Origin of the sequence: Sulfobacillus harzensis (genome assembly GCF_012933365.1) — a bacterium.
In the GTDB taxonomy this organism is placed as follows: domain Bacteria; phylum Bacillota; class Sulfobacillia; order Sulfobacillales; family Sulfobacillaceae; genus Sulfobacillus_B; species Sulfobacillus_B harzensis.
The window spans coordinates 64,318-82,296 of record NZ_JABBVZ010000002.1 but is presented as its reverse complement, the minus strand read 5'-3'; the positions used below and the strand labels follow the sequence as shown (position 1 = coordinate 82,296).

Here is a 17,979-nt window from a genome sequence, read left to right as displayed (position 1 = left end):
ACCGGCAATTGGACCAGAAGTGTTCGTGATTTGTTGGAGGAAAGAACCAGCCGGCTGGAACAAGGTCAGGAGCGGCAAGAGAAAACGCTGCGCGATGAATTGGCCCGGTCTCGACAAGAGTGGGCTTCGGCTTTCAAGGGCTTTCGCGACGATCTGGACAATCAGATGCAATCCCTCTCGTCTCAGCTTATGACGCTGGTAGGCGCCCGCTTCGATACGTTGGACAGCGGCATGAAAAGTTTCCATGCCTTCCAGGAACAGGCGGCCTCTCGGCAACGGGAACGCTTCGGGGCTTTTCAAGAGAACACCCAACAAATGTTGCACACCCAAAGCCGCCACCAATCCGATCAATTAGGCGAGATGGCCGCACAACAGAAAAATCTTTTAGATTCATTCATGCGCCAGGTGTCGGAACTCACGCAAATGAACGCAGCCAAATTGGAGCAAATTCGCACAACCGTCGAGCAGCAGCTCGCCAACCTCCAGAAGGATAACTCCGATCAACTGGAAAAGATGCGGATGACAGTGGACGAGAAACTGCATCAAACGCTGGAGCAGCGCTTGGGAGAATCCTTCAAGATTGTCAGTGAGAGGCTTGAACAAGTGCAAAAGGGGCTGGGTGAAATGCAAACCTTGGCCTCCGGGGTGGGCGACTTGAAAAAGGTGTTGACCAATGTGAAGACACGCGGAACGCTGGGCGAGATTCAACTGGACAATATTCTGGAGCAGGTGCTCACCCACGACCAATATGAAGAGAAAGCTGCGGTCAAACGCGGCAGCGCGGAACGGGTGGACTTCGCCATTCGACTGCCGGGCAAAGATGACCATGGAGATGTGGTGCTTTTGCCAATTGATGCCAAATTCCCGCTAGAGGACTATCAGCGCCTACTGGAGGCCCAGGATGCAGGAGACTTGGCACAAGCTCAAGAGGCTGGCAAAATGCTGGAAAACCGCATCAAGCTGGAAGCACGGAGTATCGGTGAGAAATACCTCAATCCGCCCGTGACGACTGACTTTGCCATTTTATTTCTCCCCGTTGAAGGCCTATTTGCCGAAGTGCTGCGTCGGCCGGGGCTTTGGGAAAGTATCCAGCGCGACTACCACGTGGTCGTAACCGGTCCCACGACGATTACCGCCCTGCTTAATAGTCTGCAGATGGGCTTTCGGACGTTGGCCATTCAAAAGCGATCCAGCGAGGTGTGGAAGCTTCTCGGGGCCGTCAAGACGGAGTTTGGCAAGTTCGGGGAGGTGTTGGAGAAGACGCAGAAAAAGCTGCAAGAGGCGAGCAACACCATCGAAAGCGCCGCCACCCGAACGCGTGTGATTGAGAGAAAGCTCCGCACGGTTGAGGCGCTTCCCCAGGAACAAGCCGCCCCTCTGTTAGAGGCGGCGTTAGACGTCGAGCTAGATGTTAATCCCTAAAATCTGGGCGGTCTCACCGGAGTTTGACCAGTCAACGATTGTGGCGCGCCCATTAGCAATTGTCATGCGATCCAAAGAATCTCGCGTCAGATGAAGAATGTGGCTCAACACCGCTTGAATCACCCCACCATGCGTGACCACCAGGACGGGACCCCGGGCCTCCAGGCGAGCGATGTCGTCCAGCCCACCTAAGGCCCGGGAGACCATTTCCGAAAAGCTCTCGCCGCCGGGGAAGGGAATCCGCTGGTCGCCTCCTTGAGATTTGGCGGCTTCGCGGACCTGGAATTCGTGAGGATAGGAGGCTTTCTGTTCCTCGCGCGTGAGACCCTCAAAACGACCGCCGTCAATTTCCCGAAAGCGGACGTCCCGCACGGGAACAAGATCGCTTCCCAGGGATTCGAGGACAATTTCGGCCGTTTGTTGGGCACGCGTAAGATCCGACGTAAAGCACGCCCCAAACCCCACCCCGTAAAGACGCTCTCCGAGTTCCTGCGCCTGGCTCTTACCCCGAGCGTTCAATGGAATATCCTGTTGTCCCATGAACCGTCCCAGTCGGTTCCAATCGGTCTCTCCGTGACGGGCAAGATAGATCCGAGCCACCGACCTAAACCCGTTCTATCAACGTCGCAATGCCTTGGCCGACGCCAATACACATTGTGGCCAGCCCGCGGCGGGCTCCGCTTGTCTCCATGCCGTAAATGAGCGTGGTGAGAATCCGCGCACCTGAGGCTCCCAACGGATGACCCAGGGCGATAGCACCTCCGTGCACATTGACGATACGGGGATCAAAGGGCAAGTCGTGCAACACCGCCAACACCTGCGCCGCAAAGGCTTCGTTCAACTCCACCTGCTCAATGTCATCCAACGTCCATCCAGCGCGCTGAAGGGCCCTTTGGCTGGCCGGCACCGGTCCATAGCCCATAATCGCGGGATCAACGCCGGCTACCCCGGTGCCGCGGATGACGGCCATAGGCCGAATACCCCGCGCCTCCGCCTGGTCCAACGCCATCAACACGACCGCCGCCGCGCCGTCGTTTATGCCAGATGCGTTGCCCGCGGTGACCGTTCCCCCCTGGCGAAAAGCGGGGCGAAGCCGGGCCAATTTCTCCAGGCTGGTATCCTTGCGGGGATGTTCGTCCTGAGTGACCCAGCGAGTTTCCCCGCTTTTAGCATCCTCGATGGGAACGGGGACAATTTCCCGGGAAAAGTGTCCGCTTTCCTGCGCGGCCACCGCCCGCTGATGGGATTGCAATGCCCAGGCATCTTGGTCCTCACGGGCTATGTTGAAGCGCTCGGCGAGGTTCTCTGCCGTCTCTCCCATGGAATACGGGTGATGCATCGCAGCAAGACGCGGATTGATCATGCGCCAACCGATCGTGGTGTCAAACAACTGTTGGTTCCCGGTGGGAAAACCCTTCGCCGATTTTGGCAGGACAAACGGAGCCCGTGTCATTGATTCCACACCGCCCGCCACCACGATATCGGCATCGCCGCTCTTGATGGCCTGATATCCGCGATTGACCGCCTCCAAGGAGCTGCCGCACAGCCGATTGAAGGTGGCGCCGGGAACGGTGACCGGAAATCCCGCCAACAGCAGGGCCATTCGGGCCACGTTGCGGTTGTCCTCTCCTGCTTGATTGGCCGCTCCCAACAACACATCATCCACTTCACCGGCGTCAATACCGGCATCCTGGATCACTTGCTTCAGCACCAAGGCTGCCAAATCATCCGGCCGTACATCCTTCAGTACCCCGTGATGCCGCCCAATCGGTGTGCGTCGTGCGGCGACCACTGCTACCTCGCGCATACTATTCCTCCCGTTCCACTAACGAGCTCCCTACCTCACGGCGTATCCAGGGATGGGGACGAAACCGCGGACCGTACATATCCTCAAGCGCACGAAGGCCCCAATAGACGGCGGGCCACCCAAAATGTTCCGCCCACTGAATGGGGCCTCGGGGATAATTGAGACCTAGACGGACTCCCTGATCGATATCGCGAGCCGTAAGCCCCTGTTCAAAAAATGCCGCCGCCTCGTTGATAATCGGCAGTATTTCCCGGGAAAAGATTAGGCCTACGGTGTCATCCACCCTCCGAAAAGCCCAATCGGGCCAAAGGTCGTGTAGCCATGGCAGCATGTCGTCTGAGCCGCTTACCGTCTGGGTCCTGCCACCCGCCATGACTAAAAGCGGATCGAGACCCAGGATGGGTACCGACTCATCCATCCAAATCCGTTGCGCGTGAACGGTCGCCGTGGACGCCGCGCTCACGATGCGCTTGACTCTCCGGTTGGCCAGTTCTCGCAACCGTCGGCGTTTATCTGTCAGCGGTCCCAGCGAAATTTCCACCACCAAAGACGCCGAGGACGCCGCATCCAGTTGATCGTCATCCAGCCAGGCAACGCGCCCTTTAAACGTGTCTGACCACCGCTCCCGCTCCTGGACGGTGCCACCAACGGCAAACACAGTATCACGCGTCATAGGAATAGAACCCCCGTCCGCTCTTTCGTCCCAATCGGCCCCGCTCGACCAGGCGCTCCTGTAGAGGGTGCGGCCGATAGCGGTCATCGTACGATGTCTGCTCGTAAACCGCTCGAGTCACCGATAAGTTGACATCAATGCCCACCAAATCCATGACCCGAAACGGGCCCATGGGAAAACCGACGCCCTCCATTACGGCATCCACTGTTTCAAGCGGCGCCACCCCCTCATCAACCATGCGCAGTGCCTCCAAGTAGTAGGGGCGGGCAACCCGGTTGACTAAAAATCCCGGTCGATCCGGCACCGCGACCCCGGTTTTTCCCCAACGGGCTGTGAGATCCAACGCCCGTTGCACATAGGCGGGGCTGGTATCCAGGCCGGCGATAATCTCCACCAAGGCCATGCGTGGCACCGGATTAAAAAAGTGCAGACCGCCAATGCGTTCCGGATAGCGCTGCGCTCGAGCTTGTACCGTGCTAATCGCAATGGAGGAGGTGTTGCTGGCGAGCCACGTGTCCTCCGGATATTGGTCGTCAAGGTCATGAAAGATTTGTTGCTTGAGATGGATGTCTTCCGGGGCGGCCTCGATAACCCAGTCCACCCCCTGAACGGGTCCCGACGGATGAATTTCAAGACGGGCAAGAAGCAGGTCTACCTCCCCTTGAAGGCGCCCTTTTTCGATGCTCCGTTGAAGACGCGTCGCAATGCGGCTCTGAGCTCGCTTCCGAGCTGCTTCATCGGGGTCGGTCAGAATGACCTCCTCACCGGCTGCCAAGGCGACCTCAGCAATCCCAGTCCCCATTGTCCCCGATCCGATAATCACTACCCGCACGATTATCGCCCCCGAAAGATTGGCGTCTTTTTCTCGAAAAACGCCTGCACGGCTGAGTGATGATCTTCGGTGCGCGCCGCCACAATTTGAAAGTCCTTTTCTCGCTCCAAAGCCTCGGAGAGCCCATGGGATGCCCCGTAGGCTATTCCACGCTTAATTAGATCAAGCGCGACGGGCGGACCCGCGGCTAGGTTTCGAGCCAATTCGTAAGTAGCCTCTTCAAGCCGCTCGCGTGGCACCAACTGATTGATGAGTCCCCATTCCAATGCCGTGCGATCATCAACCATCTTCCCAGTCAGCGCCATTTCAAGCGCACGGGAGACGCCAATCAAGCGTGGCAGAAAGTAGGTAGAGCCAGAATCAGGCACCAGCCCAATGCGCACAAACGCCTGGGAAAACCGAGCACCTTCGGCTGCGATGCGGAAGTCGCAAGCTAGAGCTAACGACATCCCAGCGCCGGCAACGACACCATTAACCATGGCAATGGTGGGCTTCTCTAAGTGGTGCAACTTCATGATTAAGGGATGATAATAGCGGTCGAGGTGGGCTCCGATATCGCGCTCTCCGGGGGTCTCCTGAAAGGACTTCAAATCCTGACCCGAACAAAATCCACGCCCACGTCCGGTCAACACCAGCACCCGCACTTCCCGGTCCCGCTCAACCTGCTTGACGGCCTCGCCCAATTCCGCCAAAAGTTCATCGGTCAGCGCATTCAACGTTTCGGGACGATTTAAAGCGACGGTAGCAATGCCATCCGACCGTTCAAACTCCAACCACTGATAGGATTCCATCACGTTCCTGCCTTCCTCCGCTCACGAGGGATCAGACATGGCTTGCATCCACATGCCTATTCTCCAGGCGGCTTTTTCAATCAAAGATGGCAGGGACCGTTGAGCCTCCTTCAGGCTTCGCGGCCGGTCAAGAACGGAATAGATGCCGGATAACCCCGCACCATACAAGGCGGCGTACCCCGTGCGCATTTCCAGGGTCAGCGCCACCGCTGGCACCCCAGCGTCCCGGGCCATCCGCGCCATCATTCCGACCGCACCATTAAGCCCCCCCTCGCTCAACATCGCCCCGCCCGTCATTACCCAATCCACCTGCCACATAATCTCCGTCATGGACGCCAACTCGGCCAAATATTCAGCACCTGGCCGAAATTGCGAGCCCAAGAACGCCAGGGCTATTCCCAGTCCGCCCCCCACCCCAGTCCCGGGCAGACCCCTGAGCGGCATTGCAATGTGCTCCGCAAGCAAATCGCCGAACCGGTGGGAGGCATCCAGCAATCCCCCATAAATTAAGTCTAGTCGAAAATCCTCCCGTTTTACACGGTCATTCCAACTGACCATCTCATCTGTTAAGGCAACAATGGGAATGGCGGGCGGGTCCATATCATCAAATCGCACCTCCTCCAGATGGAGAAGCGGACGGATGCCTTTAGCCAAGGCATCCCCTTTATCATCCAATGGTTGAACGCCGAAAGCCTGCAGAAGACCATGGCCGCCATCCGCCGTCAGTACGTCGCCTAAGGCGATAACCATTTGCCGGGGCTGATACCTGAGCAGTGAACGAATCATGGCGCCCAACGGGTAACTGTCATGATATGTATGACGCAGAGGATTAGGACCATCGGGCGCACCTAGGGCGTCTTTAGCGTCAAAAATAACGGTGCCGTCCGGCAACCAAGCCCATTTCACGTCCCGAGGTCGGCCGGTTGGCAAAACCAGGCGTTCATGGCGAACGCGGCCTTTGCCATACCGCACGGCCAAATCGGTCGTCCCAGCTCCGCCGCTGGACCATGGATACATGAGCAATTCGTCATGAGGAAATACTGGTTGTAAGCCGCGCGCCATGGCCTGCGCCACAGCCAAAGCTTTCATGGTGGGATGGAAGCGATCGGGCGCTATCAAGATTCTCATCGCAAAAAATGGCCCAATAGCAACATAATGTCTCCACGGGGACAAAAATGGAGCTGGCGGTCGGACTTGAACCGACGACCTACGGTTTACGAAACCGTTGCTCTACCGACTGAGCTACGCCAGCAATCGAATGGTATTATACTATGACGCCATTCAGCCATTCAAGTGTTAATCAATCCCACTCACGCGCTGTGTCCAACCATTCGTGTCCGCTTCTGATGATGAGTAACCGCACCGTGGGATAATAGCGCCAAAGGGTTTGGGGGGGAAATCCCATGTCATCCACGGAACCCAAGAGTTTAGATAGAACGACAGACAATTCGCTGTGGTCGGTTGCCGACACATGGTCTAAATTTTTGTATCCCTTTCTCTTTATCCACCGCGAGACGCCAAAAGTTCAGGCCTCGGGCCAAGATTTTGTCCAGGTCTTGATGTCGGATGTCCACCATCCCGTAATCTGGCATCCTCGTCCCTTCGGGGACCGGGAGCTGGACAACTTTTTGCCCTACGTCCAGCAGTATCTAACGGAGCCGTCCATTCATCAACGCTTTGTCTTACATGAAGTATGCCTCATGCCCCAGGCTGTCTATGTATTTGAAGAGGACCCAGCGCAGGAGCTTCGATTTTGCATTCGCGATGTGACGCTGCACGTGTTTTTTAATGGGGTCGCCTGTTTAGCGATTGAAATTCAGCCGGACGATGTCTCCAAAATCGCCATCGACCAGGTAGAGGAGATGAACGCGCGTCTCGCCTCATTTGTCAATGGGGCCCCGTTTCATCTGGAGAAACCGCGCGGCACCGCCACCTCAAACGCCTTCAGCATTGCCGGCCTATGTCAACAGCGAGGTGTGCTAACCATGCGGCGCTTGATTGATGACCTCCTCGGAACCTTTTCCACGTCCCACAGTCCCGTGGTCATTACGCCTATGGCCGGTCGCTTCCTGCCCATCTACGGTGCTTTGCTGCTCCATCCCCGGTCTGCTGAAAATTCGGGGTGGCTCGACCGGCGGTTTCAAGAGTTTGCCGAACATCACTTGACCATTCTGCGAAAGACCTATACCCCCAACAACATCAGCACATTTTCGCAAATCCACATGGAGGACGCCCAGCATCACTATGTCCCTTATCACAACGTCATCCATAGTCAAAGCTTGGATGGGGGATTCATTCTCGCCTACCAAAATGGCCTGGAACACTTTGCTGGTCAGCCGGCGCCGGCGATGGAATCCTTTCGCACCAGTTACTTTGACATGATGCTGATTCCCTTTCACCAACGGCTCAGCATCATTCGGTATGCCATGGCCGCCGCCCAAGCCGGACTCTCCCCAGAACGGGGGGCCGAACTGCGCCAGTTGCGAGAGGAGATTTATGACTTTACCTCGCGCTGCTACTTTAGTCAGGCCTCTGTCAGCGAAGAGCGCAACCATATCTATATGCGCTGGCAGGAAGAATTCCACGTGGTACGCATGTACAATGACCTCAAGGAAGAGGTCCATGATATTGACAACTATTTAGCCGACCTCGCCCGCGAAAAAGACAGCGAAGTGCGCGAAGCCGCCGCCCGGCGGGATTCCCGCAACATTCAGTTGTTTGGGTTGGTCACGCTCATCTTTTTGCCAGTAAGCCTCCTCCTTTATGCCATCCCTGCAGAGCCCGTTGTGCATCGCTGGATTAATTTTGGCCTCTATCCCGGACGGTCGCTGCTGGTAGTCGGAGGGATGGTCGCGTTTGTTGTGGTTCTATTGGCCTCCATCTTCTGGTATCTTCATCGTGGCAAGGATACCTTAGAGCGATTGTAGGCGGGTTCGCCTCCTAAATAGGAAGGGGCAGCCTTAAACATCCTCCTCGCCCCAGGCAGGGATTGCGTGATGCATACACGAATCCCCGCTTCATTAATCAGGAAAAGAGGTGGCTCGTTGAAGATGCATGACGTGGCACTGTCGGGTGGCGCGCACATGAAGGTCGAAGAAGCGGGTGCCGGTCCCGCCATGATGCTCCTTCACGCTGGCGTGTCGGAACGGCATATGTGGGATCCGCAGTGGGAATGGCTCTCGCACCGTATGCGGGTAATACGCTGGGATTGGCGCGGCTTTGGCCAAACAGCGCACGTCCCCGGCCCCTTTAGTTATGGAGATGACGTGGTCCGAGTCATGGATGCCCTGGGCATCTCCAAGACATGGCTGATGGGGTGTTCTTTTGGGGGAAGCACCGCCGTTCAGGTCGCCCTCAAGCACCCCGATCGCGTCGAGGGGCTAGTGTTGGTGGGTTCAGGTGTCCCGGGCTACAATGCTGCGAATCCTCCCGAAGTCGAAGCGCTGTTTGCGCAAGCCGACGCCGCCTTCAACCAAGGGGAGATTGACCGTGCGATGGCCCTCACGGAACGCCTCTGGCTCGTAGGGCCTAAGCGACGTCCTGAGGCTGTTGACGCGGGCTATTTGGCCCGCGCTCGGGAACTGTTAGCACGCGCCGATCGTCCTGACAACGGCGCAGTCTCTCAAGACCTCGAATTTGTGGCCGTGGGTCGGCTAGGGGAAATTCGGGTACCGGTTCTGGTGGTCGTGGGGGATGCCGACGTACCGGACATTGTCAGCGCGGCACACTACCTGGCGGACAACTGTCCCGAGGCCGAGCTTCATGTGCTACACGACGCCGCACACCTACCCAACTTAGAACGACCGGTAGCGTTCAACGCTATCTTGGATGACTGGCTCACGAAAACGGTTCGCTAAGCGCGGCAATCTGCTTCCTAAGGCGCCTGAAGTCGGAAAGGACGCTGGACCATGATGGTCCCCCGCAACGGCCTTCGCTCCCGAGGGGCAAAGGCCATTGGGGGTATTGGGCCCCGACAGCTGAACCAGTCGGTCAGCGTCAATGATGAAATGTTTTGGCATGCGGGCGGCGACTGGAAAAAAGGGCACCATCTTTGTCGAGTTGATCGACAGCCCGCTTGATGTCATCTAACAGTAGATGCGCGAGATCCATCGAAAAGCTGTTCCGCACTACCACACGCATGATGGTGGTGTCTTCCATTCGCTGAGGAAGGGGATAGGCGGGCACTTGCCAACCACGCTCGCGCAAGAGATGCGACAGGTCATGCAGTGTCCAGTTGCTGTCATGAGTCTTTTTCCAGGCGAAGACCGGAATGTCGGATCCGTCACTTAAGAGCTCAAAGGGGCCCATCTTTTGTATTTCCCGGGAAAGAAAATGTGCCACCTCTTGACAAGCTTTCTGCACCTGATAATATCCGTCCCGGCCTAGACGCAGAAAGTTGTAGTATTGCAACAACACCTGCGCTCCCGGACGCGAGAAATTTAGCCCAAAGGTGGGCATGCTCCCGCCCAAGTAGGATACTTGGAAGACCAATTCCTCCGGAACCGCATGCCGATCCCGCCAGATGGCCCAACCGAGGCCCGGGTAGACCAATCCGTATTTATGCCCCGAGGTGTTGATTGACTGAACCCGGGGCAGGCGAAAGTCCCAAGGCAAATCGGGTTGAAGAAATGGAGCGACAAACCCGCCTGATGCCGCATCCACATGAACCGGAATGTCAATGCCTGTTTGCTCTTGGTATCGATCAAGCGCCGCACAAATGTCCGCTACGGGCTCATAAATCCCCGTGTACGTGACTCCCATGACGGGCACGACGGCAATGGTGTTCTCGTCGACCACTTCCAGCACCCCGTCTGGGGTGAGATGGGGGCGTTCGGGGGTGACATCAACATAGCGCGGCTCGACTTCGAAATAGGCGGCAAACTTCTCCCAAACCACTTGTACGGCCGAACTAAATACGATGTTGGGATGCTCGGTCGACTTCCCCTGTTCGCGCTGCTTTTTTTGCCAGCGCCTTTTTAAAGCAAGTCCTCCGAGCATGCAAGCCTCGGATGATCCGGTCGTGGAGACACCTAAGGCCTGATGCGGATTGGGTGCGTGCCATAAATCAGCCATAATGCGAATGCAACGATCTTCAATGGATGCGGTCTGCGGGTATTCGTCCTTATCAATCATGTTTTTGTCCGCCGTTTCGGCATAAAGCCGCTGCGCCTCCGGCTCCATCCAGGTGCCGACAAACGTGGCGAGGTTCAAGCGGGCATTGCCGTCAAGTGCAATTTCATCATGGACAATCTGATAGGCGGTATCCGGCAACAATCCCCGTTCCGGAAGCCGATAACGAGGAACCGTCGTTTCGCCACTTCGCGCATACAACGGGTTGATACTTACTTCATTGGACGGGTGCTGACCTGGATGCTGATGAGTCGCCATCAAATCCCTCCTCGGGCTCATTGTCCTTCCAGGCATTGGCAAGGACAGCCCCATTATAGCCTAAGAGCCCGCTCGGGTGAGGTAACCAGGCTTCTCCGCCGTTTGATGGGTATACTCAAGCAGCTTTTTGGTGGTTTCCAGGGATGCACTCCCAGTTGGCGACACACCCACCATCTCCTGAAACTTCTTTACCGCCGCTTCGACGTCGCTGTTGTAAACGCCGGAAAGGGACCCGCGATAAACTTTGGCAAGCCGTAAAAGCCGCTGTAGCTCCACCACATCTTGCCCGATCGTTCCTGGCTTCAACGGCCGTCGGATTCGCGTATACGGGGTAATGCCCTCAACAATGACCGACGTCCCAACCTTGACGAGGGTATAGACCTGCTCCACATCGCGGTTGTACATGCGGAAGCACCCGTGCGAGGCCACGGTGCCTACCGACCACGGCTTATCCGTGCCATGGATGCCGTAAATCCCCCATGGGGTGGAGATTCGCATCCAGCGGGTGCCGAATCCATCCCCCCACACCGCCTTCTGAATAATCGTAAATTCACCGCGAGGACTAGGCGTGGATGGTTTGCCAACGGCCACCGGATAGACCTGAAAGAGGTGATTGTTGCGATATAGGTAGAGGCGTCGCTTTAGCACATTGATGATAATCTTAGTATGAATCGATTGTGCTCGGGCGGTGTGTGCCACCATCCCCAACGAGGACATCCCGGCGATCCACACGACGGCCAATCCGATTACCCCAATGATAAGCCAACGCTTCATGGGCGCACCTCCCATGACGCCCATAACGTAGCGGCTAGCCAAAAGGCTGCCATGACTTTAGCGGTGGGGAAGTCCAACAACGACCACATCGATCCGGATCCCATCCAGGTGGTAAAAGCTCCTGACGGCAAGGTCACAATGATGAGGGCCGGGATCCCATGACAGACCAGCCGAAGCCGATCAAAATGGACCCGAAGCCCTTGCCGTGCCAGCCGGACCAGGCGCCACCCCTCCGCCATTCCAAACGCCGCGACCGGCCATAACACCATTTGCACCACCATCCACTCGGGACGCTGATCAATGGGTAGATCCCGAAATCCCCAGGTCAGAACCATTAAGCCAATAATCATCAAAATCGCCGACGCCACCATCAGCACCCGCCGAACCACGCCCATCCCCCCTTCATCCGGGCCTATTTCTGCCAAACACTATGTCCTGTCCCGGAGGTCTAGACCATAAACGTGGGACATACGGTAACCGTGTGGAAGGAGGGCGTTCGTTATGGCTTGGTTGACCGTAATCGCCAGTATCCTCATTGCTGGGCCAATGGCGCTCTGGATGACGGGCGTGGGACCAAGCATGATGTTGGTTATCAGCTTCACGGGGCTCGTGCTGACAGCGCGGCTCTATGCCGTGGCCGCCGGCATCGCCGAGTCATCGCAATCCGCGGCGACTTTAGGCCTTTTCTCCGGCCTTATCGGCAGTCTTGTCGGGGAGCTCTTGCTTCACCTGTCCTCACGCAGTGCGCTAACCACCGCGTTTGCCGCCTATGCGAGCCTAGGCGCAGAATTATATCGGCTCGACGTGCTAAGCCGGTGGTGGCCCTTTTTGTTTGTGGCGCTGAACGGTCTTTTTTACGCAGGATTGGCGTTGCTCATCCGCCATTTGGTCGATTACCGGCAATCCTTGTTGGGCATTGAGCCGCCACACCTGCGCTAGTCCGCTCGCTGGCCGTAGTCGGAAAATGCGCGGCGTACCGCATCCAACTGACCGGAAGTCAGGACATGGGGCTTCCCCAACAGCGACGCCTGGTATTGGATCATCGCCGTCCATTCCATCTCCTCGGCTGCACGCCAGGCCTCGGCGATCGTCTCGCCCACAGCAACCAGCCCATGATTGGCGAGGAGAAGCCCCCGTTGCTGTTCGTGGATGGCCTTGCTGACGGCATCGGCCAACTCTTGACTGCCAAAAGTGAAGTAAGGAACAACGGGAACCTGGTCACCGACGCGCGCCATCTGGTAATGGACAGCCCGAATGGGCTCGTGGAGCGTTGAAAGAATGGTGGCATAGGGCGAGTGGAGATGTACGATCCCACCGACGAAGGGGTGGTGTTGGTAAAGAGCCAGGTGCAACCGCCATTCGCTCGACGGACGCAAGTGTCCCTTCGCTGCTTGTCCGCCCGGAATCGTCATCGCGACAAGATGGTTAGCCTGAATGTCAGGCCAGGGAAGGCCTGACGGAGTAATCCAGAACCGGTCGGGATTCATCGGATCCCGAGCACTGGCATTTCCCGACGTTCCAAAGGTGGCTGCCTTTTCACCGATGCGATCCACTACAGTCAACAGTGCGTCCACAGTTTCGCCTCCGGTTACAAAAAAGCCCCCGCGGGTGGGGGCAAAAAAATGGAGCGGAAGACGGGCTTCGAACCCGCGACCTTCGGCTTGGGAAGCCGACGCTCTACCAACTGAGCTACTTCCGCGCACTCATGAGCTTATCACACCCGAGCGCGAAAAACAACCGGCGGACTCTGCCATCGAGTCCGCCGGTCTCTAGGCAAACAGATCCGTCAGCGGAATGGTATGTGATCGCTCGCGCCCCACGGAAACCAAAACGACAGGGACGCCCACTGCCTCCTCAATACGTTTCAAATACGCCTGCGCGTTTTGCGGCAGATCGCTCAACTTACGCACCTGACCAATCGATTGATCCCACCCCGGCAACGTTTCGTAAATCGGTGTGGCGTCACGAAACACCCAGGCACTGTCTGGAAATTCGGCAAGCCGTTGCCCGTGATAATCATAGGCTGTGGCGATCTTTAACGTGGGCAGCCCGTCCAGTACATCTAAGCGGGTGACCGCCAAACCCGCTAATCCATTCACCCGCACCGCATGCCGCAAAACCACCGCGTCCAACCATCCCACGCGGCGTGGCCGACCAGTGGTGGTTCCGTATTCGTGACCGCGTTCGCGGATATCATGACCGACCTCGTCTGACAACTCGGTAGGAAATGGCCCATCCCCGACTCGGGTGGTATACGCTTTGGCCACGCCATAGACTCGGTCAATCTTCGTCGGCCCAACACCCGCACCAATGGCGGCGCCGCCGGCGGACGGATGCGACGATGTCACAAAGGGATACGTTCCATGGTCTATGTCCAGCATGGTCCCTTGAGCGCCTTCAAATAAGACTTTCTCGCCTTGGTCAATGGCGTTGTTAATGAGAATGGCAGTGTCGGCCACGAACGGCTTCAGGGCTTCGCCATAGCCAAGAAACGTATCATACAGCGCATCAAAGGAGAAGGGTTCGGCTCCGTATGCTTTTATGAGCAGATGATTCTTTTCCTCAAGGACATGCTCTAAGCGTACTCGAAACTCTTCCGGATGGAGCAGATCGCCGACACGGATTCCCACTCGGGCCGCCTTGTCCATATAGGCCGGTCCGATGCCTCGCAACGTGGTGCCAATTTTTTGTTCCCCGCGGCGTTCTTCATTCACGGCATCCAATCGTGCGTGGTATGGCATTACGAGATGCGCCTTTGACGAAATTCTGAGGCGGCTGGTATCCACGTGGCGACTGTTAAGATACGCCAGCTCATCCAGCAACACCTTGGGGTCAATCACCACGCCATTGGCGATAACGCACAAGGTATTGGGATACAAGATGCCTGAAGGCACCAGATGCAATTTATATTCTTGGTCATTGACCACCACCGTATGCCCGGCATTGTTTCCTCCCTGATGGCGCACCACCACATCGGCTTGTTCCGAGAGATAATCAATCACCTTGCCCTTGCCTTCGTCGCCCCATTGCGCACCGACAACCACTACTGCTGACATAGTCTGCCTCCTTACGGTTCATCCGTCCGGGCAATGCTGAGAAACTTGCCGACGTCCTTCTTGAAAAGTAGATTGATGGTACCGGTGGGCCCATTGCGCTGCTTCGCGATAATCAGTTCGGTGACGTCGGGATTGTCCGTCTCCTTGGTGTAATAGTCTTCGCGGTACAAAAACGCCACAATGTCGGCATCCTGCTCAATAGCGCCCGATTCCCGCAGGTCGGACAGCATGGGACGCTTGTCATTACGGCTTTCCACCGCGCGTGACAACTGTGACAACGCGACCACTGGCACGTCCAACTCACGGGCCAGCGCCTTCAAGGACCGGGAAATGTCCGAGATCTCTTGCTGGCGATTTTCCGAACGGCGGCCTTGCATCAACTGCATATAGTCAATAATTACCAGACCGATGTGATGCTGCATCTTCAGCTGCCGGGCCTTTGCACGCAACTCCAAGGCAGAAATCCCTGGGGTATCGTCAATGAAAATCGGGGCTTCCGACAAATGGCCCAGTGCTCGGCTTAGTTGTCCCCACATCTCGCCGTCTAACTCACCACTTCGAAGTCGATGCGCGGGCAACTCCGATTCAGCGCTCAAAAGACGCATCGCCAGTTGGTCCCGTGACATTTCTAAACTGAAAATGGCAACGGGAATTTTTTCATGGACAGCCACGTGGCGCGCCAGGTTGAGACACAGCATGGTCTTTCCCATGGACGGGCGGGCGGCCACAATGACCAGATCGGACCGCTGCAGACCAGCGGTAAGCCTGTCCAAGTCATGAAAACCGGTCGGCACACCCACCAGCTTGCCTTTGTTTTCGTACAATTGTTCCAATCGATTAAAGGTCTCGATCAACACGTCATGAAGCTTAACGACATCGCGCTGTCCGCCCTGGGAGAGGGCAAACAACTCCTGCTGCGCCCAGTCCAACAATTCGCGGGGCGATTGTTCGCCTTTATAGCTCTCCGTCACCATATGCGTCGCTGTATCGATCAGCTTGCGCAAAGTCGCGGTCTCACGCACGAAACGGGCATAGTGGTCCACATGGGCCGCCGTTGGCACCAGACTCGCCAACTCCATGAGATAGGGGAGTCCGCCCACGCGATCCAAGAGGTTTTGTTGACGGAGCTCTTCACCGACGGTGACTACGTCAACCGGTTGTGCCCGATTGAACAATTGCATGGCCGCTTGGAAAATAAGCTGATGGGCATCCTGATAGAAGTCCTCAGGCGTGAGAATTTCCATCGCCCGGGTCAGCGCATCGGCGTGAATCAGAATTGCCCCTAGCACAGACACTTCCGCATCAGGACTTTGCGGCGGAAGACGATTAAAAGGAACGCTCACAAGAGCACCTCACGCAAAACATCTTCGACGGTGCGTACCAACCGCACCTCAGGCCCGTGATTTAACCGGAGCACGTCGCTGGCATTATCCTCAGGCACGAGCACTTGCTTCAATCCGGCCTGTGACGCACCAAAGATTTTTTCGGGAATTCCGCCGACGGGCTTAACCCGACCCGAGAGGGAGAGTTCGCCTGTCATTGCTGTATCAGTGCGTACTGGCGATCCGGTCAGTGCGCTGTATGCCGCCACAAAGATGGCCACACCGGCGGATGGACCATCAATGTTGCCCCCGCCCACAACGTTAATGTGGATATCATACTGACTTAAGTCTCGCCCCGTAATCCGGCGCAAGCAAGCCTCTGCGTTGAAGACGGAATCTTTGGCCATGCTGCCGGCGGTATCGTTGAACCGCCATCGTCCTCGACCCGGTTCATGCGCCGGAAATACGGCCGCCTCAATTTCGAGCACCAACCCGTGATAGCCCGCCACAGCAAGACCAAAAACCCGACCGGGTTCCGATTCACGGGTGATGGTGGGCTTAACCGGAGAAAGCCGCGATCGGCTGATGACGCGCTGTACCACATCACAATCCAGCACCGCAGGTTGAGCCCCTTGGGTGAGATAGGCCGTAGAGTATGCGTCGACCACCAGCGTCACCGCCCGTCGACCTTCCAACGTATAGCGGCTTATCATGTCGGCCGCCTCCGGGTCTATTTTGATCCCCAATTTGCCCGCTGCGTCCGCTACAATCCGTTGAATGTCCTCAGGCGTCAACGGATCAAAGAAGATCTCTGCGCATCGAGAGCGCAATGCTGGCGCGATATCCTCCGGCTGTCGGGTCGTGGCTCCCACGAGCACAAAATCTGCTGGAGCCCCTTCTTGAAACAGCTTGTGCACATATTGCGGCACATTAGTATCATCGGGATCGTAATAGGGGGAATCAAAGCGCACCCGCTTGTCCTCCAACACCTTGAGCAGCTTGTTTTGTAAAATGGGGTCCATCTCGCCAATTTCGTCGATAAAAAGCACGCCGCCATGGGCTTCGGTCACCAAACCGGTCTTCGGTTCAGGGATGCCACTCTCCGCCAATTCCCGGCGCGCGCCCTGATAGATGGGATCGTGTACGGACCCGAGCAAGGGATTCGTGACCTCGCGGGGATCCCAACGCAGGGTGGTCCCATCCGCCTCAACAAAAGCCGCCTCATTGACGAAGGGTGATTGGGGAAACTTTTTAGCCGCCTCTAAAACCAGACGGGCCACGGTCGTCTTACCTACGCCAGGAGGGCCATAGAGCAGGACATGCTGAGGGAACGGCGATGCCATCTTGGCCATCAAACTTTCCTTGGCAGCTTCTTGACCAACAACCTCATCCAGCGTTGAGGGTCGTACCACATCCAGGGCTGAGCCCCGTAGGCCAACCTCGTCTAAGTGAGTCAACCGCTCAAGCTTTTTCATCGTCTCAGGCGTTTCAGGTCCGCCGTCCTCTTTGAGGATTTGGTTTCGGATATCTCGCACGTACTCTTCATGGCGTTCCTGCATCCGCTCAGCGATCTTTTTTTCCAGCTCATCTTCGAGACTGCGGCGGGCAATCATGTCCGCCAACTCATCTTCCAACGACCGCAGTATTTTTGGGATCTCGCGCCGGGTCGGCACCTGTGTGATAGCCGGATCGTCCAGTACCAGCTTCTGCAGTGCCAACACCTTGAGCCCCAAATCGGATGACCGCAATTGCTTAAGGGCTTGCAACTTTCCAGCCCGCAACACCAGGCGCTCTGGGCCGTAAATCTGAATTAAGATCTGTTCGAGGGCATCAACGCGGCGTTCAAGCTCAGTAGGCCCGCGTCGTTGACTGGATTTCGTGCTTCGTGCTTCTTCTGATGACAATACTTTCGCC

General features: G+C 56.8%; 17 protein-coding genes and 2 tRNA genes. 4 read left to right on the top strand and 15 right to left on the bottom strand.

Features of this window, described 5'->3' with window-relative positions:
- Positions 1–99: 99 nt before the first annotated feature.
- Complete coding sequence (locus tag HIJ39_RS01110) at positions 100–1,422, top strand: DNA recombination protein RmuC (RefSeq protein WP_420824554.1); 1,323 nt, start codon at positions 100–102, stop codon at positions 1,420–1,422.
- On the opposite strand, the gene HIJ39_RS01105 is transcribed toward HIJ39_RS01110, so the two are convergent.
- The 7 genes from HIJ39_RS01105 to HIJ39_RS01075 form a co-directional block, all read right to left on the bottom strand.
- Positions 1,405–2,022, bottom strand: coding sequence for a histidine phosphatase family protein (locus HIJ39_RS01105; RefSeq protein WP_169095806.1), 618 nt, complete (start codon positions 2,020–2,022; stop codon positions 1,405–1,407). The two genes, HIJ39_RS01110 and HIJ39_RS01105, sit on opposite strands and share 18 nt — an antisense overlap.
- A gap of 4 nt (positions 2,023–2,026) precedes the next feature.
- The gene (locus HIJ39_RS01100) at positions 2,027–3,229 is read right to left on the bottom strand and encodes a thiolase family protein (protein WP_169095804.1); all 1,203 of its coding nucleotides are present in this window, start codon (positions 3,227–3,229) and stop codon (positions 2,027–2,029) included.
- 1 nt (position 3,230) lies between these two features.
- Positions 3,231–3,902: a 3-hydroxyacyl-CoA dehydrogenase family protein gene (locus HIJ39_RS01095; RefSeq protein WP_169095802.1), complete on the bottom strand. Its 672-nt coding sequence runs from the start codon at positions 3,900–3,902 to the stop codon at positions 3,231–3,233.
- Positions 3,892–4,734 carry a 3-hydroxyacyl-CoA dehydrogenase NAD-binding domain-containing protein gene (locus HIJ39_RS24855; RefSeq protein WP_169095800.1) on the bottom strand — a complete coding sequence of 281 codons (843 nt, stop codon included), beginning with the start codon at positions 4,732–4,734 and terminating at the stop codon, positions 3,892–3,894. Before HIJ39_RS24855 ends, HIJ39_RS01095 begins: the two co-directional genes overlap by 11 nt.
- A gap of 2 nt (positions 4,735–4,736) precedes the next feature.
- Positions 4,737–5,525 carry an enoyl-CoA hydratase/isomerase family protein gene (locus HIJ39_RS01085; RefSeq protein WP_169095862.1) on the bottom strand — a complete coding sequence of 263 codons (789 nt, stop codon included), beginning with the start codon at positions 5,523–5,525 and terminating at the stop codon, positions 4,737–4,739.
- Positions 5,526–5,546: 21 nt separating this feature from the next.
- The gene (locus HIJ39_RS01080; RefSeq protein WP_169095798.1) at positions 5,547–6,644 is read right to left on the bottom strand and encodes a glycerate kinase; all 1,098 of its coding nucleotides are present in this window, start codon (positions 6,642–6,644) and stop codon (positions 5,547–5,549) included.
- A gap of 57 nt (positions 6,645–6,701) precedes the next feature.
- Positions 6,702–6,777, bottom strand: a tRNA-Thr gene (locus HIJ39_RS01075).
- A gap of 151 nt (positions 6,778–6,928) precedes the next feature.
- Here HIJ39_RS01075 and HIJ39_RS01070 point away from each other — a divergent pair.
- The gene (locus tag HIJ39_RS01070; RefSeq protein ID WP_169095796.1) at positions 6,929–8,452 is read left to right on the top strand and encodes a hypothetical protein; all 1,524 of its coding nucleotides are present in this window, start codon (positions 6,929–6,931) and stop codon (positions 8,450–8,452) included.
- A gap of 123 nt (positions 8,453–8,575) precedes the next feature.
- Complete coding sequence (locus tag HIJ39_RS01065; RefSeq protein ID WP_243239248.1) at positions 8,576–9,382, top strand: alpha/beta fold hydrolase; 807 nt, start codon at positions 8,576–8,578, stop codon at positions 9,380–9,382.
- Between the two features lie 139 nt (positions 9,383–9,521).
- Here the strand turns inward: HIJ39_RS01065 and gad are convergent, their stop codons facing one another.
- The 3 genes from gad to HIJ39_RS01050 are packed head-to-tail and all read right to left on the bottom strand — an operon-like array spanning position 9,522 to position 12,076.
- Positions 9,522–10,913 (bottom strand): glutamate decarboxylase, encoded by a 1,392-nt coding sequence (gad, locus tag HIJ39_RS01060; RefSeq protein WP_207711385.1) that lies wholly within the window; start codon positions 10,911–10,913, stop codon positions 9,522–9,524.
- Between the two features lie 60 nt (positions 10,914–10,973).
- The gene (locus tag HIJ39_RS01055; protein ID WP_243239244.1) at positions 10,974–11,687 is read right to left on the bottom strand and encodes a L,D-transpeptidase family protein; all 714 of its coding nucleotides are present in this window, start codon (positions 11,685–11,687) and stop codon (positions 10,974–10,976) included.
- Positions 11,684–12,076 (bottom strand): hypothetical protein, encoded by a 393-nt coding sequence (locus tag HIJ39_RS01050; protein ID WP_338055033.1) that lies wholly within the window; start codon positions 12,074–12,076, stop codon positions 11,684–11,686. Before HIJ39_RS01050 ends, HIJ39_RS01055 begins: the two co-directional genes overlap by 4 nt.
- Positions 12,077–12,188: 112 nt before the next feature.
- Here HIJ39_RS01050 and HIJ39_RS01045 point away from each other — a divergent pair, with 112 nt between their 5' ends.
- Complete coding sequence (locus HIJ39_RS01045) at positions 12,189–12,626, top strand: hypothetical protein (protein ID WP_169095790.1); 438 nt, start codon at positions 12,189–12,191, stop codon at positions 12,624–12,626.
- On the opposite strand, the gene HIJ39_RS01040 is transcribed toward HIJ39_RS01045, so the two are convergent.
- The 5 genes from HIJ39_RS01040 to lonC all read right to left on the bottom strand — a co-directional run bounded on the left by HIJ39_RS01040 (position 12,623) and on the right by lonC (position 17,969).
- Positions 12,623–13,261 (bottom strand): class II aldolase/adducin family protein, encoded by a 639-nt coding sequence (locus HIJ39_RS01040; protein WP_169095788.1) that lies wholly within the window; start codon positions 13,259–13,261, stop codon positions 12,623–12,625. The two genes, HIJ39_RS01045 and HIJ39_RS01040, sit on opposite strands and share 4 nt — an antisense overlap.
- Before the next feature lie 49 nt (positions 13,262–13,310).
- A tRNA-Gly gene (locus HIJ39_RS01035) sits at positions 13,311–13,386 on the bottom strand.
- Between the two features lie 70 nt (positions 13,387–13,456).
- Entirely contained in the window at positions 13,457–14,743 is a 1,287-nt protein-coding gene (locus tag HIJ39_RS01030) for an adenylosuccinate synthase (protein WP_169095785.1), read from the bottom strand.
- Positions 14,744–14,754: 11 nt separating this feature from the next.
- Positions 14,755–16,086 (bottom strand): replicative DNA helicase, encoded by a 1,332-nt coding sequence (gene dnaB, locus HIJ39_RS01025; protein WP_169095783.1) that lies wholly within the window; start codon positions 16,084–16,086, stop codon positions 14,755–14,757.
- Positions 16,083–17,969: a Lon family ATP-dependent protease gene (gene lonC / locus HIJ39_RS01020; RefSeq protein ID WP_169095781.1), complete on the bottom strand. Its 1,887-nt coding sequence runs from the start codon at positions 17,967–17,969 to the stop codon at positions 16,083–16,085. Before lonC ends, dnaB begins: the two co-directional genes overlap by 4 nt.
- Positions 17,970–17,979 lie beyond the last annotated feature (10 nt).